This window comes from Streptomyces sp. NPDC005374 (genome assembly GCF_042872225.1).
Taxonomy (GTDB): Bacteria; Actinomycetota; Actinomycetes; order Streptomycetales; family Streptomycetaceae; genus Streptomyces.
Map to the genome: position 1 here is coordinate 61,911 of NZ_JBIAKA010000008.1, position 23,868 is coordinate 85,778.

Here is a 23,868-nt window from a genome sequence, read left to right on the forward strand (position 1 = left end):
TTGACGCACGACCTCCGCACCGACGTCCTCGTCGTGGGCAGCGGCATCATGGGATCCCTCGTGGCCCGGCTGCTGCGCGACGGCGACCCCGGCCTGCGCATCACGATGGTCGACGGCGGCACAGCGATCGGCAGTGCGCCCGGTCTGCACCTGCACGACCTCGACGACCCCGCTCTGTGGTCCCGTTACAACGAGAAGGTCGCCACCGGCATCCAGGGCATGTACACCGGCGCCGAGGTGGTCCGCGACGTCGCCGACCGCCTCACCGACCTCACCCCCGGCATGTTCCACGCGCTCGCCTTCGGCCAGGACGCGGAGGCGATGCCGCATGCCGCGCTCGCCTGGAACGCGGGCGGCATGGGCGTGCACTGGACGGCCGCGACCCCCTGGCCGGCCGGCGACGAGGTGTTCGACTTCGGTGACCCGGACCGCTGGACCGCCGATCTCGACACCGCGCGCGAACTGCTCGCCGTCACCCCCGCCGCGATCGGCCCGACCAAGGTCGGCGAACTGGTCCTCGATGCCCTGAGCCGACGCTACGGAGCCGGCGCACCGCCCGGCCGGCCCCCGCAGCCCATGCCCATGGCGGTCACCCCCACGCCGTCGGGCCCCATGCCCCGCACCGCACCCGGGACCATCTTCCCGGCGATCGCGGGCGGTGGGGACCCCGCCTTCACCCTGCTGACCGGCACGCTCGCCACCTCCCTGATCCGGGCCGGTGACGGTCGCATCGCAGGCGCCCGGCTGCGCCGCGTCCCGGACGGCACCGAGTCCGAACTCCGCGCCGACGCCGTGGTGGTGTGCGCCGACGCCCTGCGCACCCCGCAACTCCTGTTCGCCTCCGGAATCCGGCCGGGCGCCCTCGGCCGCCACCTCAACGAGCACGCCTTCGTCACCGCCCGGGCCCTCCTCGACCTCGACCGGTTCGGCCTCGCCCTCGACGACCTGCCCCTGCCGCGCCCCGGCGAGTTCAGCACCGACTCCCTCTGGCTGCCGCAGAACGGCCCCGCGCAGCCCTTCCACGGTCAGATCATGAACCGTACGTACCTCGACGAGGGCGGCCGCCCGCTCGCGCACTCCGTGGGACTGTCGCTGTACGTCCCCGTGGAGTCCCGTGCGGAGAACCGGCTCGTGTTCTCGACGGACGAGACCGACCTCGCCCACATGCCCCGCATCCGGGTCGAGTTCGCCTACTCCGACGCCGACCGCGCGCTGATCCGCCGGGCACAGGACGAAGTCCGGTCCCTCGCCGAGGAGTTCGGCCCCTTCGACCCGGCGACCGAGTCCGCGGTGCTGCCGCCCGGCTCGTCGCTGCATCTCACCGGCACCGTCAGGGCAGGCGTCACCGACGACGGCACCAGCGTGTGCGACCCGGACGGCAGGGTGTGGGGCTTCGACAACCTGTATCTGGCGGGCAACGGAGTCGTTCCCACAGCGATGGCCGCCAACGTCACCCTGACCGGCGCGGTCACCGCGGTACGGGCTGCCCGTGCCGTCGCCGCGCGTCACCAGAACCACCCGAGAGGAACAGAACAGTGATCGACATCGCGAAGGAATACCGCGTGGCCCTGCCCGCGTGGATCGACGACGAACTCGCCGACGCGCCCGCCGTGGTGCCCTCCCGCGAGGACCGGATGCGTCTTGTGCACCGCCTCGCCGACCGCAACTGGCGGGAGGGCAACGGCGGTCCGTTCGCCGCGCTCGTCGCCGAGCGCGACAGCGGCCGGATCGTCTCCGTCGGCGTCAACGTCGTCCTGTCCACCGGCGTCTCCAGCGCCCACGCCGAGGTCGTCGCGCTCGGCCTCGCCCAGACGGCGACCGGCAGCTGGGACCTCGGCGGCGAAGGCCTGCCGTCCCATGAACTGGTCGTCAACTGGCGTCCCTGCGTGCAGTGTTACGGCGCCACGATGTGGTCCGGGGTGCGCACCCTGGTGGTTGCGGGCCAGGGCCCGGAACTGGAGGAGATCACCACGTTCGACGAGGGCCCGCTCGGCGCCGACTGGGCCGAGCAGTTCGAGGCGCGCGGCATCGAGGTCGTAGGGGACGTCCTGCGGGACGAGGCGCTCGCGGTGTTCCGCGGGTACCGCAAGGCAGTCGACGAGTCGGACGGGGTCGTCGTCTACAACGCGCGCGGGGGAGCCGAGTGAATCCCCGCTTCGCGACGGACGTGATCACGTTCTTCCACCCGGGGTTCTGGGGCCTGGAGTCCGCCGACGCGGTGCGGGTGTGGGCAAAGGCGCACCCGGACCGGTTCTGGCAGCGGGTGATGGACACCCTGGCCGAGACCGAAGTCACCGGTATCGAGCTGACGTTCGCGCCGGGTGACATCGACTCGGCCGTGCGGGGCTTCGGCAGCGCGGCCTCCTTCCGGCGCGAACTGGCCGACCGCGGTCTCACCGTCGTCAGTGCCTTCGTCGCCGACAGCGACGCCCCCGACTGGCGCCACGGCGACAACCTCCCCGCGATCGTCGCCGACGCCGAGCGCCGCGCCGCCTTCCTCTCCGAGGCGGGCGCGGAACTCCTCGTCGCGGGACTGCCGATGCGCACGACGTACGGCACCCGCCCGCCGTTCTTCGTCGACGCCGCCTACATGGCCCGCATGGCCGACATCGCCCACGTGGTCGGTGAGGCGGTCTCCCGTCACGGGGTGAAGCTCGTCTTCCACACCGAATCGAACAGCACCCTGTGGTACGAGCGGGACATCGACCTGTTCATGGCCCTCACCGACCCCCGCTACGTCTGGCTGTGCCCCGACTCCTGCCACATCGCGCTCGGGGGCGGCGACCCGGTGGCGGTGGCGGGCCGCCACGCCCCGCGGATCGCCCTGGCCCACTGGAAGGACGCGGTCGAGCCGATCGCCACCCACCTCACCATCGACGACACGGTGTACGCCCGACAGCAGCCCTACATGGCGGAGTTGGGCGCCGGCATCGTCGACTGGGACGGCTGGGCCGAGGCGATGTCCCGCACCCCCGGCGCCCGCACGGTCCTCATCGAACTGGACGAGGCGGCGGACCCGGTCGCGGCCCTGCGGTCGGGAACGGCGGTGGCGAAGCGGGCCCTCGGGGGCGCGGACCGGCATCGTGGCGCCGTACCCGTCATCACATGATCGCGACCGCCTCCCGGCCCAGGGCCGGAACATCTCCCGTACTCATGACTTTCACATCAGCGCCACCGGACCCTTCCCTGAGGTTCGTTGCCCTTGGAAAACTCGCTGCGCGCACCTTCCGTCACGTTCCGGCCATCGATGCGCAGGATGAGAGGTCCCTCACACATGACCGATGTCAACCGGCGCAGATTCCTCCAGGTCGCGGGCGCCACCACGGCCTTCACGGCCCTGTCCGGCAGCATTCAGCGGGCCGCCGCGCTCCCGGCCAACCACCGCACGGGGACGATCGAGGACGTCGAGCACGTCGTCGTCCTGATGCAGGAGAACCGGTCCTTCGACCACTACTTCGGCTCGCTCAGAGGTGTCCGCGGCTTCGGTGACCCGCGCCCGGTGACGCTGGAGAACGGCAAGTCCGTCTGGCACCAGGCGGACGCGAACGGCAAGGAGATCCTGCCCTTCCGCCCCGACGCCGACGACCTGGGACTGCAGTTCATCCAGGACCTCCCGCACGGCTGGAACGACGGACATGCCGCCTTCAACAAGGGCAAGTACGACAGATGGGTTCCGAACAAGAGCTCCACGACCATGGCGTACCTGAACCGTGAGGACATCCCGTTCCACTACGCCCTGGCCGACTCCTTCACCATCTGCGACGCCTACCACTGCTCGTTCATCGGCTCGACCGACCCGAACCGCTACTACATGTGGACCGGGTACACGGGCAACGACGGCAAGGGCGGCGGCCCGGTCCTCGGCAATGACGAGGTCGGCTACAGCTGGACGACCTACCCCGAGCGCCTGGAGAAGGCCGGCGTCTCCTGGAAGATCTACCAGGACGTCGGCGACGGCCTCGACGCGAACGGCTCCTGGGGCTGGATCCAGGACGCCTACCGCGGCAACTACGGCGACAACTCGCTGCTCTACTTCAACCAGTACCGCAACGCCGAGCCCGGCGACCCGCTGTACGACAAGGCCCGCACCGGCACCGACTACACCAAGGGCGAGGGCTATTTCGACCAGCTCAAGGCCGACGTGAAGGCCGGGAAGCTGCCGCAGGTCTCCTGGATCGTCGCCCCCGAGGCCTTCACCGAGCACCCCAACTGGCCCGCGAACTACGGCGCCTGGTACATCGCCCAGGTCCTGGACGCGCTCACCTCCGACCCGAAGGTGTGGGCGAAGACAGCGCTGTTCATCACGTACGACGAGAACGACGGCTTCTTCGACCACGTGGTCCCGGCGTTCCCCGCGGGCTCCGCGGACCAGGGCAAGTCCACGGTCGACGCCTCGCTCGACCTGTTCAAGGGCGACGCCGGCCACCCGGCGGGCCCCTACGGCCTCGGCCAGCGCGTGCCCATGCTCGTCGTCTCGCCCTGGAGCAAGGGCGGTTACGTCTGCTCCGAGACGCTCGACCACACCTCGATCATCCGCTTCCTGGAGAGGCGCTTCGGCGTCCACGAGCCCAACATCTCGCCCTGGCGGCGCACCGTCTGCGGCGACCTGACCTCCGCCTTCGACTTCTCCCGCAAGGACACCAAGCCGGTCGCCCTGCCGGACACCGACGGCTACGAGCCGCCGGACCGCGAGCGTCACCCCGACTACGTGCCGGTCCCGCCCGCGGTCGGTGCCCTGCCGAAGCAGGAGCGCGGACTGCGCCCCGCCCGGCCCCTCAAGTACGCGCCGCACGTGGACGGTTCGGCCGACACCCGGGCCGGGAAGTTCACGCTCACCTTCGCCTCCGGCGCCAAGGCCGGCGCCGCCTTCCTGGTGACCTCCGGCAACCGCACCGACGGGCCCTGGAGTTACACCACCGAGGCCGGCAAGTCCGTCTCGGACACCTGGAACTCGGCGTACTCGAAGGGGTCGTACGACCTGACGGTCCACGGCCCGGGCGGCTTCCTGCGGTCCTTCAAGGGGTCGAACAGGACCGCAGGACCCGAGGTCACCGCCCGCCACCGCGGCGACGACGTCGAGCTGACCTTCACCAACAAGGGCTCCGGCACGGTCCGTCTGCACGTCGCGAACGGCTACGGTGGCCGGGCGAAGACCTTCACCGTGCGGGCCGGCACCACCGTCAAGCACACCTTCGGCCTCGCCGGGAGCCGTCGCTGGTACGACCTCACGGTCACGTCGGAAGCCGACGGGGCGTTTCTGCGACGGTTCGCCGGACATGTCGAGAACGGGCGTCCCGGGGTGAGCGACCCGGCCGTAATCACCAGGTAAAGCCGCTGGGGAGCCGCCGTCGAGGTGGCCGGAACGCGCGGGTCCCGGGGTAGTGTGCCCCGGTGACCACGCATTCGAACACACCTGCTGGCTGGTATCCCGATCCGCACGGCGCCCAGACGCTCCGTTACTGGGACGGGACGCAGTGGACCCAGCACACGGACAACCAGCAGCAGGCGGCGGCTCAGGCGCCCCAGATGCCGCAGCAGGCGGCCGGCCCCGACGCGCAGGTGCAGCGGCAGGTGCAGCAGCAGGCCGGTGTCACCGCGGGCGGTGCGGGCGGCGGCACCCTGTTCAGCGAGCCGGTCCTGGTGGTGAACCAGAAGGCCAAGCTGATCGAGGTGACCAACGAGTACAAGGTCATGGACCAGAACGGCAACCCGCTCGGCTCCGTCACCCAGGTCGGGCAGAGCACGCTGAAGAAGATCCTGCGTGTGGTCTCCAGCCTCGACCAGTACATGACCCACAAGCTGGAGATCCGCGACGCCCACGGGCAGCCGGTGCTGCTGCTGACCCGGCCGGCCAAGATCTTCAAGTCCCGGGTGATCGTGGAGCGTCCGGACGGCTCGCCGGTCGGCGAGATCGTCCAGCAGAACATGATCGGGAAGATCAACTTCGCGATGAACGTGAACGGCCAGCAGGTCGGGGCGATCAAGGCGGAGAACTGGCGGGCCTGGAACTTCGCGATCGTCGACCACACGGAGAAAGAGGTCGCCCGGATCACGAAGACGTGGGAGGGGCTCGCCAAGACGATGTTCACGACCGCGGACAACTACGTCCTGCAGATCCACTACCAGCTGCCCGAGCCGCTGTTGAGCCTGGTGGTCGCCACCGCGCTGACCGTGGACACGGCCCTCAAGCAGGATGCCCGCGGGTTCGGCTGAGCATCGGGCCGCGTTGCCGCGGACCGACGCGGCCCCGCGTCCCTAAAGAGGCGCTGTCAGGTGCCCCGGCTCCGAAGGACTCTGCTGAGAACTCCTCCGCAGGGTCTCGGCAGGCCGGGGCACCGTCACGTTCCGCAAGGACGGCTCCAGGGCCAGTACGGCCGCCACCGGGTGCTCCTCCACCACCACGGGTTCGGGCTTGGGGGCCCGGCTCAGCAGGACCACCCCCCAGGACGCCAGCCCCGCGCCCGCCAGGGCCAGCAGGACGCCCGCCGCGCCGCCCCGCAGGCCCTCGTGGAGAAGCGAGAGGCCGATCACCGCGGCGGCCAGCGGGTTGGCCAGGGTCACCACGGCGAGCGGGGCGCCCAGGCCGTCGCGGTACGCCGTCTGGGACAGCAGGAGGCCGCCCGCGGCGAAGGCCGCGACCAGCAGCGCGACCCCGATCACCTGGATGCTCAGAAGCGAGTCGGAGCGGTCCGTCGCCGCCACCGTCACCGTCTGGGTCAGCGCGGAGGCCACACCCGAGGCGAAGCCGGACGCCGTCGCGTGCCGCAGACCGGGGCGCGCTCCACGGCGGGCCAGCAGACCGATGAGGGTGGCCGTCGCGCCCGCCACCATCAGTGCCTCGGGCACGGTCAGGACCTGGTCGGGCGAGGACCCCGACGCCACGACGAGGATCGCCGCGAGACCGGCCAGCGTGTAGGTGGTGCCCCGCCACTCCGTCGCGCTGACCCGGCGCCCGGCGATCCGCGCGCCCAGCGGCACCGCGGCGACCAGGGTGAGGGCGCCGAGCGGCTGGACCAGGGTCAGGGGACCGTACTTGAGGGCCACGACGTGCAGCAGTGCGGCCGAGGCGTTGAGGCCGACGGACCCCCACCAGGCACCCGAGGTCAGCATCCCCAGCGCACCCGACCGGGGGTTGCGGGAGGCGAGGCGCTCCTGGGCGACGGCCGCGGCCGCGTAGGCGACGGACGAGAACAGGGACAGGGCGACGGCGAGCAGGGTGGCGTTCATCGGCCGGCTCCGACCAGGACGTTCTCCTTGGGCTCGGCCGGCGCGAGCTGCTCCTGCGCCCGGCCCGCCGTGGTCGCCGTCCGGTGCGGCAGGTGGATGACGGCGAGCGCGATGCCGAGCAGGGCCGACGCCACGATCGCGTCCATCCAGTAGTGGTTCGCCGTACCCACGATGACGACCAGGGTCACCAGCGGGTGCAGCAGCCACAGCCAGCGCCAGCGGGAGCGGGTGGCGACGATCAGGCCGATCGCCACCATCAGGGCCCAGCCGAAGTGCAGGGAGGGCATCGCGGCGAACTGGTTGGAGAGGGTGTCGGTCTGCGGCGGGCCGTAGACGGAGGGGCCGTAGACCTTGGCGGTGTCGACCAGGCCGGCCGCCGCGAGCATCCGCGGCGGGGCCAGCGGGAAGACGAGGTGCAGCACCAGGGCGGCGCCGGTCAGGGAGGCGAGGACGCGGCGGGCCCAGACGTAGTGCGCCGGGCGCTTCAGATAGAGCCAGACCAGGAAGGCGACCGTGGCCGGGAAGTGCACGGTCGCGTAGTAGGTGTTCGCGAGGTGCGCGAGGGTGTCGCCGTGCAGCAGCAGTGCCTGCACCGAGCCCTCACCGGGCAGGTGCAGGGTCCGTTCCCAGTTCCACACGTGGTCGGCGTTGCGAAAGGCCTCGGCGGTGTGGCCGCCGGCCAGTTGTCGGCCGAACTTGTAGACGAGGAAGAGTCCTACGACGAGGAGGAGCTCACGGACGAGCGGCGGCCGCGCTGTCGCGCCCGGCTCCGCTTCTGAAGGCTCGGTGCGGGCATTCATCCCCCGGCCCTTTCGCTGGTGGTGCAGGTGCTGAGACTGGACATGGGTATGACTCGCCCAGCTCCCGAAATTCATCGATACGGGATAGTACCGATACGGCAGTGTACCGAAACGAACCGGTACCGGTACACTGGCGTATCGATAGACATAGGACACACTGGAATCCGGGAATGAAACGCGCGGGCCCCCGCAACGGGCCGGCCGCCCAGGCAAGTGAGGAGAAGGGCAGATGACGTCGCAGGCCGCAGACGGACCGGAGACGGTCGCCGCCTCGCGCCGCTCCAAGATCACGCCCGAGCGTGAGCAGGAGTTCTTCGACGCCGTGCTCGAGCAGGTCCGCGAGTGCGGATACGACGCCGTCACCATGGAGGGCGTCGCCGCCAGCACACGGTGCAGCAAGTCCACCCTCTACCGGCAGTGGAAGACCAAGCCCCAGTTCGTGGTGGCCGCCCTGCGCTCCCGCCGCACGTCGAAGTTCGACGGGATCGACACCGGGTCGCTGGCCGAGGATCTGCGCGAGGTCGCACGGGCCGCGGGCCGGTGGTCGATGCACGACACCAAGCTCCTCCAGGCGCTCGGCCACGCCGTCACCCAGGACGAGGAACTCGCGCAGGCCCTGCGTGAGGCGCTGGTCGACCCGGAGATCGCCGAGCTGAGACACATTCTCCAGCGTGGCGCCGACCGGGGTGAGATCGCCACCGGACACCCGGCGCTGGAGTACGTACCGACCCAGTTGTTCGGCGTCATCCGCGCCCGCCCCGTCGTGGAGGGGCAGTACGCCGACCCGGACTACCTGGTCCGCTTCATGGAGGCCGCTGTCCTGCCGGCGCTCGGCCTGACCTGAGACCCGGGCCGCCGGCCACGGGACGACCGGACGGCGGCCTGGCCGCGCCGCACCGTGGGGACGGGGGCGGCGCGCATCCCGGCCGGGCGGGGCTCCTCTCTGGCGGAGGGGCGCCCCACCCGGCCGATCCATGTCCGGGATGCGGCCGTCAGACGCCCTGGCCGCTGCCGCCGCCCGTCGACACCTTGATCCCCTTGGTGATGTCGTCGATGACGGACTGGCCCTCATCGACGTCGACACCGAACCGCACCACGACGATCTGCCGAGGGTTCGCCGGGGAGGGGAAGGCCAGCGACTCCACATAGCCGTCGGAGCCCTTGCTGGTGACCGCCTTCCAGCGGACCAGATAGCCCTTCTGTCCGGCGACGGTCACCGCCTTGGAGGCGAGCACGTCGTGCGAGGTGATCGAGCCGTAGGTCTTGCCGCCGTAGGACTGCTCGGCGTTCGCCGAGATGTCCGCCTTGGCGATCTGCTCGGCCGTGCTGCCGGCGGTGCCCAGCGCCAGGGCGGGCGCCGAGTAGGCACCGCCCTTCGTGCACTTGTCGGAGGTGTCGCCGGGGCAGGCGTAGGAGTCGTTCGACGTGACGGACGCGCCGGCCGAGATCTCCTGGCCGTACCAGTCGTCCGGGATGGGCAGGCTGATCCCGGAGATCGAGTCGGGCACCGAACCGCTCTCGATCTTCGGCGCCTCGGAGCCCTCGGGGGAGGGCGACGCGCCTCCGGAGCCGCCTGATCCGCCTGATCCGCCGGAACCTCCGTTGCCGCCGAAGGGGCCGCCCTGGCCGTTCTGCCCGCCGGTCCCGCCGGGTCCGCCCTGGCCGCCAGGGCCCTGGGAGTCGGTGGTGCCGTTCCCGTTGCCGCTGTCGGCCAGCGCGTACACGCCCACGCCTATGCTCGTCAGGACCACGAGGGCCACCGCCACGGCTATGACCACGCGGCCGCGCCGCGATGTGGCCGGCGGCTGCGCGGGATACGGCGGGTAGGCCAGGTGGTGCTCCCCGGGGCTCACGACCTGTTCCGGGGGACCCCATGCGGCGGCCGATCCGGCGGGCCGGGTCTGTTCCGTCCACGCTCTGCCGTCCCACCAGCGCTCGGTGGCGGGACCGTCACTTGTCTGCCCGGGATCGCTGTACCACCCGGGGGGAGTCTCCTGCGTCATGCCCCCACCGTAAGAGGCCTCGGTGAAAGAGGGATGAGAGGGGCGTCGGCCGATTCCCGCGACTTCGACACACTCGGCGGCGAGGAGAGCCCGCAGGCCCGTGCGACGGCCCCGGGGGTGCGAGCCGCACCCGCTGTTTCCGCGCGGGCGCCGCTGGTTCCGGCCCGGCGTGATGGAGCCCGGTACGCGCGTGTGCTCGTCGCCTCGGTGCCCGCAGCCCAAGCGTGTCCACGGTGCGCGGTACGGCGCCCGGCGACGGCTCGCCGCCCGGCGTCCGCATCCGCACCGGATTGCGGCCCCGGCCGCGCCCTGGTGACGATGCCCGGCGCGGACCTCTCGCGGCCGAGAACTGACTGTCAGTCAAGTTTGTCCAAGGCTGGTCAGGGGCAGGGCGCGTCGACTGCCGTACCCGAGGTCACTCGTCAAGGCAGCAGCTGCCCCGACCGGCCTCCGCTTCCGCACCCGGACGGCTACGCTCGAGATCTGTACGTCGTTCAGGCGACTTGGGGAGGTAGCGGGATGACGGAGGTCCGGCCCATGGAGGCCGCCCCGGCCTCGCTGTGGGAGCGCGAGGAGGAAGTCGCCGCCGTCGAGGGGGCGATCGACTCCCTGTGCGCGGGCCGCTCGTCCTCGGGCAGTGTGCTGGTGATCCGCGGCGAGGCGGGCTTCGGCAAGACCGCCCTGCTGGCCGAGACCCGCCGCATCGCCGAGGCCCGCGGCTGCACGGTCTGGTCGGCCCGTGGCGGCGAGACCCTCAGGTCCGTCCCCTTCAACGTCGTACGGCAACTGCTCCAGCCCGCCCTCCTGTCGCTGATGCCCGAGGAGGCCCGCGAGTACCTCGGCGACTGGTACGACATCGCCGGCCCCGCCCTCGGCATCGCGGACCCCGGCGAGCGGCAGGCCGATCCGCAGGGTGTGTGCGACGGACTCGTCGCCGCGGTGCGCCGGCTGGCCCGCCGTGACTGGCCCCTCGTGCTGATGGTCGACGACGCCCACTGGGCCGACCAGGAGACCCTGCGCTGGCTCGTCGCCTTCGCCGAGCGCCTGGACGACCTGTCCGTCCTGGTCGTGGTGGCCCGCCGCCCCGGTGAGGCCACCGGCGAGCGCGCCCACCTCCTGGAGACGGTCGCCGCCGCCGCGGGCCGCCCCGCCACCCACCTGAGCGCCCTCACCCCGGAGGCCACGGCCGGCCTCACCCGCGCCACCCTGGGCGAGCACGCCGACGCCCCGTTCTGCCGCGAGGTGTGGGCCGTCACCGGCGGCAACCCCTACGAGACCGTCGAACTCCTCGCCAAGGTGCAGGACAGCGAGATGGAGCCGAGCGAGGGCTCGGCGTGCGAACTGCGCGAGCTGAACCGCTCGGCCCGAGGCGGCGGCCTCGTCGCCCGGCTGGAGGAACTCGGCATCGACGCCACCCGGTTCGCCTGGGCGGCCGCGATCCTCGGCAGCGACATCTCCGTCAGGCTGGTGGCCAAGCTCGCCACCCTCAAGCCCGAGGAGGCGGTGGTCTGCGCCAGCTTGCTGCGCAACGCCCGCATCCTCACCGACTCCGACCCGGCCGGCCCCCGGGCTCAGGAGGTGGAGCTGGAGTTCGTCCACCCGCTGATCGCCTCCGCCGTCTACAACTCCATCCCGGACGCGCTGCGCACCGCCATGCACGGCATCGCCGCCCAGGTCGTCACCGATTCCGGGCGCGGCGCCGCGGCCGCCTCCCGGCACCTCCTCCTGGTTCACCCGGACGGCGACGAGGAACTCGTCGAGCAGCTGCGCGAGGCCGCCCGTGACCATGTCGCGGTCGGCGCCCCCGACGCGGCCCGCCGCTGCCTGGAGCGCGCCCTGCTGGAGCCCCCGGCGCCCGAGGTCCACGCGCGCGTGCTCTTCGAACTCGGCTGCGCCACCCTCCTGACCGCCCCCGCCAAGACCATCGGCCACCTCCAGGCCGCGCTCGCCATGCCCGGCCTCGAAGGACCCGAGCGCGTCGACGCCGTCTTCCGCCTCTCCCAGGCCCTCCTGCACAACAACCAGCTGGAGGACGCCGTCCGCACCGTCGAGGAGGAGGCCGCCCGGCACGAGGAGGGCCCCGCCAGGCTCCGCCTCCAGGCCGTGCAGTACATGTGGGAGGGCCTGTACGCGAGCGAGGCCGGCGCACCGGGACGCTCCGAGCGCCTCGCCCGGCTCGCCCGCACCTGCACCGGCCGGGACAACTCCGAGCGGGCCCTGCTCATGCTGCGCGGCTTCGACGCGATGGCGCGGGGCGAGAGCGCCGAAGAGGTCGTCGAACTGTGCGACCGCTCGCTGGTGAACGGCCGACTGGCCCCCGGGCTCGGCTGGACCGACACCGAGTGGGGCCTCGAACTGCCCCTGATGCTGGCCAGCGCGTACGCCTACACCGACCGGCTCGACCGCGCCGAAGCCCTGTTCAGCGAGGCGCTGCGCACCTACGAGTCGGCCGGCTGGAGCGGCGGGCACCTCGCCCTGGCCCACGCCTATGTCGGCATCGGTCACCGTCGGCGCGGACGCCTCCGGGAGGCCGAGACCTCCCTGCGCGAGTCCCTGCGGATCGCCGAGCGGGTGGGGCGCGGGCTGCCGCTGCACTGGTCGGCGACCTGCAACCTCGTCGACACGCTGCTCGCGCGCGGGCATGTCGAGGAGGCGTGGGCGATCGCCGAGCAGTACGGGTTCGCGCCGCCGTACCCGTCCACGATCGTGCTGCCCGATCCCCGGTCCGTGCGGGGGCGGTTGCTGCTGGCGGTGGGCCGGACCAAGGACGGCATCAACGAACTGGACGCCGCGGAGAAGGCGGCGGCGGTCCGCGGGCACCACAATCCGGTTCTGGTGCCGTGGGCCTTCGACCTTGCCCGAGCGCTCGCCGTCGAGGATCCGGTCCGGGCGGCGCAGCTGGTCGGCGACGTCCGCCGGCATGCCGAGCGGCTCGGGACCGACACGGCCATCGGTGAGGCGTTGCGGTGCGCTGCCGCGTTGGAGACCGGGCAGCGGGCGGTTCGGCTCGCCGCGCAGGCGGTCGCCTATCTGGAGGCGTCGCCCTGCCAGTACGAGCATGCCGCGGCCCGGGTCGAGTACGGGATCGCGGCGCGGTCCGTGGCCGAGCTTAACCGGGGCTTGTCGCTCGCGAAGTCGTGCGGGGCGGACGGGCTGGTGGCCCAGGCCAGGGAGGTCCTGGAGACGGGGCGGGGGCTCCGGTGACACAGCGAGTGCGGCCGCTGCGCAGGCGTGTCGCGCGGTTCCGGTTCCCCTTCAGAGCGCGATCAGCTGGTCCGTGACGGTCAGCAGACGCTTCTGCACCACCTCGTCGTACGCCGCCTCGTGTGCCCGTGCCGGACTCGTCCCGTCGAAATAGCCGCCCGTGCCCAGATCCCGGGTGGCCAGAGCGAGTACGCCCGGGGCGCCGTCCGCGACCGTCGACCAGGGAGCCACTCCGCCCTCCCGGACCATCGCCGTGTCCATGAAGGTCGCCGGGTGCAGGACGTTGACCGAGACCCCCGTGCCGGCCAACTCCTCGGCCAGGGCGAAGGTGTGGGCCGCCAGGGCGAACTTGGCCCGGCAGTACGCGGCGAAGCCGGCGTAGCCGCGGGTGAACTCCGGGTCGTCGAAGGGGAGGGGCTCCTGGCCGACCGAACCCACGTTGACGATCCTGGACGGCGTGTTCGCCCGCAGGGTCGGCAGCAGTGCACGGGTCAGGACCACGGGTGCCAAGTAGTTGACCGCCAGGCGGAGTTCGTGGCCGTCGGTGCTCAGTTCGCGGCCCGCACCCGGTGAACCGGCGCCCACACCCGCGTTGTTGATCAGGACGTCGAGGTCGGGGCGGGCCTCGGCCACCCGCGCGCCCAGCTCGCGCACCTCGGCCAGGGAGGCCAGGTCGGCCACGAATCCCGCCGCCTCGCCCTCGGCACGCAGTTCCTCGACGAGTGCCTCGGTGCGGCCCCGGTCGCGGCCGTGCGCGAGGACGACGTGGCCGGAGCGGACCAGTTCGAAGGCGACATGGCGGCCGAGACCGGAGGTGGCGCCGGTGATCAGAATCGTGGACATGCCTCCACCGTAGGCGGACGGTGGAGGCATGTGCGTGGTGCTCTTGGAGGTACTACCGGCAGGGTCACCCTTCTCCGGCCGCGGGGTCCTCCTCCGCCAGCACCCGCTGGGCCGTCGCGAAGGCCGAGTTCGCCGCCGGGACCCCGCAGTACACGGCCGTCTGCAGCAGTACGGCACCGATCTCCTCCGGCGTGAGCCCGTTGCGCCGGGCCGCCCGCACATGCATGGCCAGCTCGTCGTAGTGGCCGTGCGCGACGAGCGCCGTCAGTGTGATCATGCTGCGCTCGCGGCGGCTGAGGGTCGGGTCGGTCCAGACCTCGCCCCATGCGTAGCGCGAGATGAAGTCCTGGAAGCGTGCGGTGAAGGGCGTCTGCCGGGCCTGAGCGCGGTCCACGTGCGTGTCACCGAGTACCTCGCGCCGCACCGCCATGCCCCGCCCGGCGCCGCCGTCGAGGTGGGCCCGCAGCGCGGTCAGGACAGCCTCCGGGCACTGCGCGGGCGCCAGATGCGAGGCCCCGGGGAGTTCGACGAGCGTGGCGCCCGGCACCGCGTCGGCGATCTCCCTCAGGTGTGCGGGCGGGGTCGCCGGGTCCTGTCGGCCCGCGACGAGCAGAGTGCGCGCGCCGATCTCGCCGAGGAGCTCGCGCAGGTCGAAGGCGGCCAGGGCGTCACAGCAGGCGGCGTACGCCTCCGGGTCGGCCTCGGCGTGGTCACGCAGGAGTTCCGGCGCGGTGAAGTCACCGGCGAACCAACGGGAGTTCGCGCTGTCCAGCAGCCACTCCAGCCCCTCTCGCCGGACCCGCTCGGCCCGTTCCTCCCATGGACCCCGACCGTTGAAGTGGGCGGAGGAACAGATCACGCCGAGCGACTCGACGCGCTCCGGGTGATGCACGGCCAGATGCAGACCGACTGCACCGCCCAGCGACACCCCGGCATACGCGAACCGCTCGATGCCGAGCGAGTCGGCCAGCGCCAGCACCAGGTCGGCGAGATGACCCACCGTGGCGCCGGGGCCGATCAGATCGGCCGCCGTACCGCCGTGCCCGGGCAGGTCCCAGCGGATCACCCGGTGGCTGATGGACAGCTCGGGCGCCACCTTGTCCCACAGGGCGTACGACGTCCCGAGCGACGGCCCGAGCAGCAGCGGGGGAGCGGTGGCGGAGCCCTCGGTACGGTGGTTGAGGAGTTTCTCGGTCAACGTCGCTCCAGAGCACGGTCGGTGAGGACTCCGGCGGAGCCCGTGTAGCGGGCGGGGTCGGTGAGCTCGTCGAGGTCGACATCCTTCAACTCGGGCTCCCGGGCGAGAAGTTCGGCCAGCGAAAGCCCCTCGCTGTACGTCCGCTTGGCGAGGTCCGTGAGCAGTGCCTTGGCGGGGGCCCGCCCCAGCAGGGATGCCAGCTCGGCGGACAGCCGCTCGGAGACGACCAACCCGTGGGTGAGATCGAGGTGTTCACGCATGGCCTCCGGGTGAACCCGTAGCCCCTCGGCCAGTTCGGCGGCATCCCGGGCGGCTCCGCCGGTCAGCCGCAGCAGGTCCCTGAGCGGTTCCCACTCCGCGTGCCAGGCACCGGCGGGCCGCTCGTCCTCGGCGGCCAGCGAGCCGTACAGCGTGGCCGCGAGCTGCGGCGCCCGCCGGGCGGCCGCCGCGATCAGCGTGGACCGCACGGGGTTCGCCTTGTGCGGCATGGCGGACGAGCCCCCGCCGCTGCTCTCCGACACCTCGGCGATCTCGGTGCGGCCGAGGACGAGCACGTCGGCGGCGATCTTTCCGAGCGCCCCGGCCGTGAAGGCCAGACATCCGGCGAGGTCGGCGATCGGCGTGCGCAGGGTGTGCCAGGGCAGGGGCGCGTCCCGCAGCCCGAGCTCAGCGGCGAACGCTGCCGTGAGAGCCACGGTGTCGTCGGCGCCGTACACCGTGAAGGCCGCAAGGGTCCCGGCGGCGCCGCCCAGTTGGACGGGGAGCGAGCCCCGTACGACGGCGACCCGGTCGCGTGCGTCCAGCACCAGCGAACGCCACCCGGCCGCCTTCAGGCCGAACGTCGTCGGTACGGCGTGCTGGGTGAGCGTCCGCCCCGGCATCGCGCTGTCACGGTGCTCGGCGGCGAGCCGGGCCAGGGACCGCTGGACGCGGTCGAGGTCCGACAGGAGCAGGTCGAGGGTGCGCGCGGCCACCAGCATCGTCGCGGTGTCCTGGATGTCCTGGCTGGTGGCACCCCGGTGGACGTAGGGGCCGTACTCCTCGCCGACCGCCTCGGTGAGGTCGGCGACCAGCGGGATGACGGGGTTGCCGCCGCCGCGTGCACGGCCGGCGAGGGACCGTACGTCGAAACGGCCCGCGTCGGCCGCCTCGGTCACCGCGGCGGCCGCCTCCGCCGGGGCCAGGCCCAGCGCGGCCTGCGCCCGGGTCAGTGCGGCCTCCGCGTCCAGCAGCGCCTGGAGGTAGGCGCCGTCCGAGGTCGCGGAGGCGGCGGGGGAGCCTGCCCACCCGGGGGCGAGCAGGCCGGTGTCGGGATCGGGGTCGAGGTCGGGAGAAGTCACTGGAACTCCAGGAAGACCGTTTCGCCTTCGCCCTGAAGGCGGATGTCGAAACGGTAGGTGCCATCGCCCTGCTGACGCGCGATCAGCGTGTCGCGTCGCTCCGCGGGCACCCGCGAGAGCAGCGGGTCGGCGGTGAGGGCCGGCTCGTCGCCCGGCAGGTAGATCCGCGTGTACAGATGCACCAGCAGACCGCGCGCGAAGACGCACACGCTGATGTACGGGGCGCTCTGCCCACGCGCGCCCGGGCGCAGGGTGCGTGCCGTCCAGTGACCGTTGGCGTCGGTCTGGATACGGCCCCAGCCGGTGAACTCCACGCCGTTGCGGCCCAGGTAGCCGCCGCTGGCGGGGTCGCGCCGGATCGAACCGTCGGCCTGCGGGACGTTGCCGTCCGCATCGGGGCCCCACAGCTCCACGAACGCGTCGGGAAGCGGGTTGCCCTCGCCGTCGGTGATGTACCCCTGGAGGACGATCGTGTCCGGGTGCCCGACAGGGGCGATGTCACCGCCGCCGGGGAACGGCAGGGCGTGACCGTAGAAGGGGCCCACCGTGTGCGACGGGGTCGGCAGCACGGTCTCGGGGCGGTTCGTGTCGATCTTCGTCATGGCTGGTCAGCGCCCCTCTTCGATCCAGGTGGCCTGCGGTCCGTCGAGCACGATGTCCCAGTGGTACCCCATCGAGAACTCCGGTACGGACAGACCGTGGTCGTACGTGGCGACGAGCCGTTGCCGGGCCGCGTCGTCCGTCACCGACTGGATGATCGGGTCGTACGGGAACAGCGGGTCGCTCGGGAAGTACATCTGCGTGACCAGTCGCTGGGTGAACGCCGTGCCGAACAGCGAGAAGTGGATGTGTGCCGGCCGCCAGGCGTTGACGTGCTGGCGCCAGGGGTAGGGACCCGGCTGGACGGTCGTGAAGCGGTAGAAGCCGGTGTCGTCGGTCAGTGTGCGGCCGACCCCCGTGAAGTTCGGGTCCAGCGGCGCGTCGTGCTGCTCGCGCTGGTGGGCGTAGCGCCCGGCCGAGTTCGCCTGCCAGATCTCGATCAGCTGTCCGCGGATCGGACGGCCTGCACGGTCGAGGAGACGGCCCTCGACGGTGATCCGCTCGCCGACCGGCTCCCCGGTGTGCTGCCGGGTGAGGTCGTTGTCGATCTCGGTGATGTCCCGCTCGCCGAAGGCGGGGGAGTGCAGCTCGACCAGCTCCGGGTCCTGGGACACGTCGATGGTGATCGGCGGCTGTTTCGGATGCCGCAGCACCGAGGAACGGTAGGGCGCGTAGTTGCGGCGGGGCTGGTGCTCCACGGGGGCACCAGCGGCGAGCCGCTTCTCGTAGGCGGCGTGCTCGGCGGCGATTTCCTGGTCGATGTCGTGCTGGCTAAGAGGCATAGGGACTTCCTGGGGGATTCTGACGTTCTCATCGAAGGCGAGGGGACGTATCGCGCCCTGTAGGGGCGCGGGGCTGTATCAATATGCGGCTCCGCCGCGTGGGCGCGACCAGCCACAATGGACCCGCAGCCGACAACGGAGCTCTATCGCTCAAGCACAAGGGCCAGCCCTTGACCAACACCGATGCACAGCGTCGCGACACCAACCCCGCTGCCCGCACGGGCCAGTTGATGAGCCACCGTCCCTGCGAGCCGCGCTCCCGACGCACCCAGCGGATGCCCGAGCGCGATCGCCCCGCCCTGCGGATTGAGGACCGCCGGATCGAACTCGGGCCACTCGGCAACACATCCCAGCACCTGCGCGGCGAACGCCTCGTTCAGCTCAAGCACTGACAGATCGTCAAACCCCTTGCCCGCCTTGGCGAGTGCGCGGTTGACGGCTTCCACGGGGGCGAGCCCGAAGTAGTGCGGGTCCAGCGCGTTGACGCCGGTCGCGGAGATCCGGGCCAGCGGCTCCCGGCCGGTCGCGGCGAGACCCTCGTCGTCCACCAGCAGCAGGGCGGCGGCACCGTCGTTCAGCGGCGACGCGTTGCCCGCGGTGACCGTGCCGCCGTCCTTACGGAACGACGGTTTGAGCTTCGCCATCGCCTCCAGGGACGCATCCGGGCGTACGCACTCGTCGGCACCGAACACGACCGGGTCGCCCTTGCGCTGCGGGAGGGAGACGGGGGCGAGCTCGGCGTCGAAGAGGCCGTCGGCCTGCGCCTTCGCCGCCTTGCGGTGGCTGTGCAGCGCGAACTCGTCCTGCTGCTCACGCGTGATCTTGTGCTTGTCCGCGATCAGTTCCGCGGACTCGCCCAGCGGGATCGTCCACTGCGGTTCCATCCTCGGGTTGACCATGCGCCAGCCCAGCGTGGTCGAGTACAGCTCGGTGTGGGCGGCGGGGAAGGGCTTGTCGGACTTGGGCAGCACGTACGGCGCCCGGGTCATCGACTCGACCCCGCCCGCCACGGCGACGGAGGCGTCCCCGACGGCGATGGCGCGGGCCGCCTGGATCACCGCCTCAAGACCCGACGCGCACAGCCGGTTGACGGTCACACCCGGCACGCTGGTGGGCAGTCCGGCCAGCAGCGCCGCCATGCGGCCGACGTTGCGGTTCTCCTCACCGGCGCCGTTGGCGTTGCCGAAGTAGACGTCCTCGATCCGGGAGGGGTCCAAGTCGGGGGTACGGGCGAGGAGTTCACGGATCGCGTGGGCGCCCAGGTCGTCCGGTCGCACCGACGCGAGAGTGCCGTTGTAGCGGCCGACCGGGGTGCGGACCGCGTCGACGATGTAGACGTTCTTCACTTCAGGCCCTCCGTGACGGTCAGCTTGGCGTCGGTCCTGGCGGTGATCTCCTCGACGGTGACACCGGGTGCCGTCTCGACGAGTTCCAGGCCGTCCTCCGTGACGTCCAGGACGCCGAGGTCGGTGATGATCCGGTTCACGCACGCCTTGCCGGTCAGCGGCAGCGCGCACTCGGTGCGGATCTTCGGTGAGCCGTCCTTGGCGGTGTGGGTCATCACCACGATGACCGTGCGGGCGCCGTGGACCAGGTCCATCGCCCCGCCGATCCCGGTGATCATCTTGCCGGGGACGGCCCAGTTGGCCAGGTCGCCGGTCTCGGACACCTGCATGGCGCCCAGCACGGCCACGTCGATGTGCCCGCCCCGGATCATCCCGAAGGACAGCGCCGAGTCGAAGAAGGACGCCCCCGGCAGCACGGTGACGGTCTCCTTGCCCGCGTTGATCAGATCCGCGTCGACCTGGTCCTCGGTGGGGTAGGGGCCGGTGCCGAGGATGCCGTTCTCGGACTCGAGGATCACCTCGACGTCCTCGGGGAGGTAGTTCGGGATCAGCGTCGGCAGGCCGATGCCGAGGTTGACGTACTGACCGTCCCGGAGCTCGCGCGCGGCCCGCGCGGCCATCTCTTCCCGCGTCCATGCCATCAGCTGTTCACCGTGCCCCGTGCCGGGGCCGCGGAGACCGTCCGCTGCTCGATCCGCTTGTCAGCGGCCTGTTCCGGAGTCAGTGCGATGACCCGCTGCACGAAGATCCCCGGCAGATGCACCGCGTCCGGATCGATCTCGCCGGGCTCCACCAGCTCCTCCACCTCGGCGATCGTGACCTTGCCGGCCATCGCCGCGAGCGGGTTGAAGTTCCGGCTGGACTTGTTGAACACCAGGTTGCCGTGCCGGTCGCCCCGCCAGGCCCGCACCAGCGCGAAGTCGGTGCGGATTCCGTGCTCCAGCACGTACTCCGTGCCGTCGAACTCCCGCACCTCCTTCGGCGGCGAGGCGAGCGTGACCCCGCCCTGGCCGTCGTAGCGCCAGGGCAGCCCGCCGTCGGCGACCTGGGTGCCCACCCCGGCCGGAGTGAAGAACGCGGGGATTCCGGCGCCGCCCGCCCGCAGCCGCTCGGCGAGCGTGCCCTGCGGGATCATCTCGACCTCCAGCTCACCGGCCAGGTACTGGCGGGCGAACTCCTTGTTGGCGCCGATGTAGGAGCCGGTCACGCGGGCGATCCGCCCGGCCGCGAGCAGGACCGCCAGACCGGAGTCCATCGCCCCGCAGTTGTTGGAGACCACCGACAGCGAGCCGGTGCCCTGCTCGTAGAGGGCCTGGATGAGCACGTTCGGCACACCGCTCAGCCCGAAACCGCCCACCGCGAGCGAAGCGCCCTCCGGCACATCGGCCACCGCCTCCCGGGCTGTGGCGACCACCTTGTCCATCCGTAAGCCCCATCTCTCCAACTACTCAGGGCACTGAGTATTTCAGCGAGGTCTCCCTCACGCTGTCACCGGAGCCGTCGGGCGTCAAGACCTCTGCGTACGGCCAGGCAGGCGAGGAGCTCGCGCTGCAGACAGAGCTCGGGTGGCCCCGGTATTGTTCAGTGCACCGACTAATTCGACCTCGGGAGCGCACATGGCGGCGGTGGACCTCACCACCCACCCCGGGCACCTCGCCCGGCGGTTCCAGCAGGCCCACTACCTGCTGTGGAACACGATGGTCTCCGAGGAGATCACCTCGCCGCAGTTCGCGGTCCTCAACGCGCTCGTCGCCGAGCCGGGACTCGACCAGCGCACGGTGGGCGAGCGGGTGGGGCTCGACCGGTCGACCATCGCCGAGGTCATCAGCCGGCTCGGCAGGCGCGGGCTGCTCGACAAGGTCCGCGACCCGCAGGACGGCCGCCGGTCCCTGCTGCGCCTGACCGGCGAGGGGGAGCGCACCCACCGCAAGCTGACCGTGCGCACGGCCCGGATGAACCAGGTCTTCCTGGCCCCGCTCTCCGCCGAGGAACAGAACCTGTTCTTCGAACTGATCCGCCGGGTCTCGGACGCGGCGGAGGGGCTCCGGAACCCGGCGGAGCCGGTCGCCGCACAGTCGTAGGGTCGGCCGCACAGTCGCAGGGTCTACGGCGCCTTCACGAACACGACCCAGACCTGGCCCTTCGCGAAGTTCACCGGGGAGCCGTCCTTCGTCGTGAACTCGGTGCCGTCCGCGGCCTTCGCCCGCTTCCACTTCACGTCGAAGGCTCGTCCATCCCGGAGCACCTTCGCCCTGCCCGACCCCACCGTCTCCGTGTACGGAGTGTTGTTGCCGAGGAAGTCGTGGAAGGCGGACCGGCGCACCTTCACGTACTGCACGACGACCGTCGCCGGTGCCAGCCGCTTCCCGTCGGTCGTCACGTCCGGTGAGCCGTCCATCGAGACCAGCCAGCGTTTCCGGCTCGCGGACCAGTCGAAGGTGAAGCGGGCGGCGGGGAAGCGGACCGTCTCCGCGGTGTCCTTCGTACCGCCGGCGGGCGCGGGGCCGTAGCGGAAGCCGGTGGTCAGCGCGTCCGCGCCCGGCGTGGCGGGCAGCAGGCGCTTCGGGCGCGCGTAGAGGTTGTGCGGGATGGGCTTGGCGGTGCCGCGGAAGTAGGCTCCGGATGCCTTCTCGGGGGTGCGGGCGTCCAGCGGCGCCTTGTTGATCAGCGGCATGAGCTTGCCCTGGGCGCCGGAGAAGGCGAGCGTCGGCTTCTGGAACTGACGCAGCAGCTCCAAGTCCGACTCGCGGGCGCTGCGCACCGGGCCGACGGCCTTCGGCAGCCGGGTCGCGAACACCGCCATGAGCCGGCTGAGCCCGCCCTCGACCTGCTCGGCGTAGACGATGTCCGCGGAGTCGAGGCCGGTCTGCGGGCGCGCCGCCCGCACGTTGTCGATCTTCACGGCGAGTGGGGAGGGATGCTGAGCCTCCTGGCTCGTTCCCGGCGTGCTCGCTTCCGGCGTGCTCGGTTCCGCCGTGTGCAACTGCCCGCGCCCGTCGTCGGCCGGCACGCGGGGCGTGTCCTGACCGGTACAGCCCGCCGCGAAGAGGCCCGTGGCCGCCAGTACCGCCGCCGCCGTACGGGCATGTCGTGCACGTGCCCCGTGTCTCATACCCACCATGTCCGCCAGCCGCCTGTCTCGTGCCTTCGATTGTGCGCTTATAAGTTCATTGCTGGCCATACCCGTCTGTTTCTGATTGGTCTCGTTGCCTGGCCCGAACGGCCCCGGATCGCGGTTCGGCGCTCGCCGCCCGGGTACTCGGGGCGCCGACCCCAGGACCGACACGGCGATGTGACGGAGGGAGTGCCGGGCGATGAAGGCAGTGACCTGGCAGGGCAAGCGGGACGTGCGCGTGGAGGAGGTGCCCGATCCACGGATCGAGGAACCGACGGACGCCGTCATCCGGATCACCTCCTCCGGACTGTGCGGCTCCGATCTGCATCTCTACGAGGTGCTCACACCGTTCATGACACCGGGCGACATCCTCGGCCACGAACCCATGGGCATCGTCGAGGAGGTCGGCGCCGCGGTGCCCGACCTCTCGGTGGGCGACCGGGTCGTCGTGCCGTTCCAGATCGCCTGCGGGAACTGCTGGATGTGCATCACCGGACTGCCGACCCAGTGCGAGACCACCCAGGTCACCAGTGAGGGCATGGGAGCCGCCCTGTTCGGCTACACCCGTCTCTACGGCGCCGTACCGGGTGCGCAGGCCGAGTATCTGCGTGTCCCGCAGGCGCAGTTCGGCCCCGTCAAGGTCCCGGAGGGGCCGCCCGACGACCGCTTCGTCTACCTCTCCGACGTCCTGCCCACCGCCTGGCAGGCCGTCTCCTACGCGGACGTGCCCGAGGGCGGCAGCGTGGCGGTACTCGGCCTCGGGCCCATCGGCGACATGGCCTGCCGGGTCGCCCAGGTGCGCGGCGCAGGCCGCGTCTTCGGCGTGGACCTGGTGACCGACCGCCTGCGCCGGGCCCGGGGCGTGGAGACGTTCGACATCAGGAGCTTCGACTCCGAGAAGGAACTGGTCCAGGCGATCCGCGACGAGACCGACGGGCGCGGCCCGGACGCCGTGATCGACGCCGTCGGCACCGAGGCCCACGGCAGCGCGGCCGCCCGCATGGTCCAGAACGCCTCCGCCCTGCTGCCCCGGAAGCTGAGCGGCCCGCTCGCGGAACGCTTCAGCGTCGACCGGCTCGCCGCCCTGCACACCGCCATCGAACTGGTCCGGCGCGGCGGCACCATCTCGCTCTCCGGCGTCTACGGCGGCATGGCCGACCCGCTGCCGATGCTCACCATGTTCGACAAGCAGATCCAGCTACGGATGGGCCAGGCCAACGTGCGCCGCTGGGTCGACGAGATCCTGCCGTACCTGACGGACGAGGACCCGCTCGGCGTCGACGGCTTCGCGACCCACCACGTGCCGCTGTCGGACGCCCCGCGCGCGTACGAGACGTTCCAGAAGAAGCAGGACGGCACGGTGAAGGTGCTGATGCGGCCGTAGGGCCCCTGCCCCGCCCCGGCCCCGAC

21 protein-coding genes are annotated in these 23,868 nt (G+C 71.6%); 9 read left to right on the forward strand and 12 right to left on the reverse strand.

The window, feature by feature from the left end; genetic code table 11:
• From ACFYRX_RS21195 to ACFYRX_RS21215, 5 genes are all read left to right on the forward strand, one after another.
• Positions 1-1,539: a GMC oxidoreductase gene (locus tag ACFYRX_RS21195; protein WP_389101777.1), complete on the forward strand. Its 1,539-nt coding sequence runs from the start codon at positions 1-3 to the stop codon at positions 1,537-1,539.
• Positions 1,536-2,147, forward strand: a complete 612-nt coding sequence (locus ACFYRX_RS21200) for a nucleoside deaminase (protein ID WP_389101780.1) — start codon at positions 1,536-1,538, stop codon at positions 2,145-2,147. The genes ACFYRX_RS21195 and ACFYRX_RS21200 overlap by 4 nt, the downstream gene beginning before the upstream one ends.
• Positions 2,144-3,109 carry a sugar phosphate isomerase/epimerase family protein gene (locus ACFYRX_RS21205; protein WP_389101783.1) on the forward strand — a complete coding sequence of 322 codons (966 nt, stop codon included), beginning with the start codon at positions 2,144-2,146 and terminating at the stop codon, positions 3,107-3,109. The genes ACFYRX_RS21200 and ACFYRX_RS21205 overlap by 4 nt, the downstream gene beginning before the upstream one ends.
• A gap of 165 nt (positions 3,110-3,274) precedes the next feature.
• Positions 3,275-5,329 carry a phosphocholine-specific phospholipase C gene (locus ACFYRX_RS21210; protein WP_389101785.1) on the forward strand — a complete coding sequence of 685 codons (2,055 nt, stop codon included), beginning with the start codon at positions 3,275-3,277 and terminating at the stop codon, positions 5,327-5,329.
• Between the two features lie 62 nt (positions 5,330-5,391).
• On the forward strand, positions 5,392-6,213 hold the full coding sequence (locus tag ACFYRX_RS21215; protein ID WP_389101788.1) for a phospholipid scramblase-related protein: 822 nt from the start codon (positions 5,392-5,394) through the stop codon (positions 6,211-6,213).
• A gap of 42 nt (positions 6,214-6,255) precedes the next feature.
• Here the strand turns inward: ACFYRX_RS21215 and ACFYRX_RS21220 are convergent, their stop codons facing one another.
• Together ACFYRX_RS21220 and ACFYRX_RS21225 are read right to left on the reverse strand one after the other, a co-directional pair.
• Positions 6,256-7,227 (reverse strand): hypothetical protein, encoded by a 972-nt coding sequence (locus ACFYRX_RS21220; RefSeq protein WP_389101791.1) that lies wholly within the window; start codon positions 7,225-7,227, stop codon positions 6,256-6,258.
• Positions 7,224-8,027 carry a phosphatase PAP2 family protein gene (locus tag ACFYRX_RS21225; protein ID WP_389101793.1) on the reverse strand — a complete coding sequence of 268 codons (804 nt, stop codon included), beginning with the start codon at positions 8,025-8,027 and terminating at the stop codon, positions 7,224-7,226. Before ACFYRX_RS21225 ends, ACFYRX_RS21220 begins: the two co-directional genes overlap by 4 nt.
• A gap of 229 nt (positions 8,028-8,256) precedes the next feature.
• Between ACFYRX_RS21225 and ACFYRX_RS21230 the strand changes: the two genes are divergently transcribed.
• The gene (locus ACFYRX_RS21230) at positions 8,257-8,871 is read left to right on the forward strand and encodes a TetR/AcrR family transcriptional regulator C-terminal ligand-binding domain-containing protein (RefSeq protein WP_389101795.1); all 615 of its coding nucleotides are present in this window, start codon (positions 8,257-8,259) and stop codon (positions 8,869-8,871) included.
• A gap of 148 nt (positions 8,872-9,019) precedes the next feature.
• On the opposite strand, the gene ACFYRX_RS21235 is transcribed toward ACFYRX_RS21230, so the two are convergent.
• Positions 9,020-10,030, reverse strand: coding sequence for a DUF2510 domain-containing protein (locus ACFYRX_RS21235; protein WP_389101798.1), 1,011 nt, complete (start codon positions 10,028-10,030; stop codon positions 9,020-9,022).
• Positions 10,031-10,549: 519 nt separating this feature from the next.
• Between ACFYRX_RS21235 and ACFYRX_RS21240 the strand changes: the two genes are divergently transcribed.
• Complete coding sequence (locus ACFYRX_RS21240; protein ID WP_389101801.1) at positions 10,550-13,234, forward strand: ATP-binding protein; 2,685 nt, start codon at positions 10,550-10,552, stop codon at positions 13,232-13,234.
• A 51-nt stretch (positions 13,235-13,285) separates the two neighbouring features.
• Here the strand turns inward: ACFYRX_RS21240 and ACFYRX_RS21245 are convergent, their stop codons facing one another.
• The 8 genes from ACFYRX_RS21245 to ACFYRX_RS21280 form a co-directional block, all read right to left on the reverse strand.
• Positions 13,286-14,077 (reverse strand): SDR family NAD(P)-dependent oxidoreductase, encoded by a 792-nt coding sequence (locus tag ACFYRX_RS21245; RefSeq protein ID WP_389101803.1) that lies wholly within the window; start codon positions 14,075-14,077, stop codon positions 13,286-13,288.
• A gap of 64 nt (positions 14,078-14,141) precedes the next feature.
• The gene (gene pcaD, locus ACFYRX_RS21250) at positions 14,142-15,275 is read right to left on the reverse strand and encodes a 3-oxoadipate enol-lactonase (protein ID WP_389101806.1); all 1,134 of its coding nucleotides are present in this window, start codon (positions 15,273-15,275) and stop codon (positions 14,142-14,144) included.
• Positions 15,272-16,615: a 3-carboxy-cis,cis-muconate cycloisomerase gene (pcaB, locus tag ACFYRX_RS21255; protein WP_389101808.1), complete on the reverse strand. Its 1,344-nt coding sequence runs from the start codon at positions 16,613-16,615 to the stop codon at positions 15,272-15,274. The genes pcaD and pcaB overlap by 4 nt, the downstream gene beginning before the upstream one ends.
• Entirely contained in the window at positions 16,612-17,217 is a 606-nt protein-coding gene (pcaG, locus tag ACFYRX_RS21260) for a protocatechuate 3,4-dioxygenase subunit alpha (protein WP_389101810.1), read from the reverse strand. The genes pcaB and pcaG overlap by 4 nt, the downstream gene beginning before the upstream one ends.
• A gap of 6 nt (positions 17,218-17,223) precedes the next feature.
• A complete protein-coding gene (gene pcaH / locus ACFYRX_RS21265) occupies positions 17,224-17,997 on the reverse strand; it encodes a protocatechuate 3,4-dioxygenase subunit beta (protein ID WP_389101813.1) in 774 nt (257 codons plus the stop codon).
• 143 nt (positions 17,998-18,140) lie between these two features.
• Positions 18,141-19,343 carry a thiolase family protein gene (locus tag ACFYRX_RS21270; protein ID WP_389101816.1) on the reverse strand — a complete coding sequence of 401 codons (1,203 nt, stop codon included), beginning with the start codon at positions 19,341-19,343 and terminating at the stop codon, positions 18,141-18,143.
• A complete protein-coding gene (locus ACFYRX_RS21275) occupies positions 19,340-19,984 on the reverse strand; it encodes a CoA transferase subunit B (protein WP_389101817.1) in 645 nt (214 codons plus the stop codon). Before ACFYRX_RS21275 ends, ACFYRX_RS21270 begins: the two co-directional genes overlap by 4 nt.
• Positions 19,984-20,766, reverse strand: a complete 783-nt coding sequence (locus ACFYRX_RS21280; protein WP_389101818.1) for a CoA transferase subunit A — start codon at positions 20,764-20,766, stop codon at positions 19,984-19,986. The genes ACFYRX_RS21275 and ACFYRX_RS21280 overlap by 1 nt, the downstream gene beginning before the upstream one ends.
• Before the next feature lie 193 nt (positions 20,767-20,959).
• Here ACFYRX_RS21280 and ACFYRX_RS21285 point away from each other — a divergent pair, with 193 nt between their 5' ends.
• On the forward strand, positions 20,960-21,424 hold the full coding sequence (locus ACFYRX_RS21285; RefSeq protein ID WP_389101820.1) for a MarR family winged helix-turn-helix transcriptional regulator: 465 nt from the start codon (positions 20,960-20,962) through the stop codon (positions 21,422-21,424).
• 23 nt (positions 21,425-21,447) lie between these two features.
• Here ACFYRX_RS21285 and ACFYRX_RS21290 read toward each other — a convergent pair whose 3' ends face one another.
• Positions 21,448-22,455 carry a DUF3048 domain-containing protein gene (locus ACFYRX_RS21290; RefSeq protein WP_389101822.1) on the reverse strand — a complete coding sequence of 336 codons (1,008 nt, stop codon included), beginning with the start codon at positions 22,453-22,455 and terminating at the stop codon, positions 21,448-21,450.
• Positions 22,456-22,657: 202 nt separating this feature from the next.
• Between ACFYRX_RS21290 and ACFYRX_RS21295 the strand changes: the two genes are divergently transcribed.
• Positions 22,658-23,842, forward strand: a complete 1,185-nt coding sequence (locus ACFYRX_RS21295) for a zinc-dependent alcohol dehydrogenase (RefSeq protein WP_389101824.1) — start codon at positions 22,658-22,660, stop codon at positions 23,840-23,842.
• Positions 23,843-23,868 lie beyond the last annotated feature (26 nt).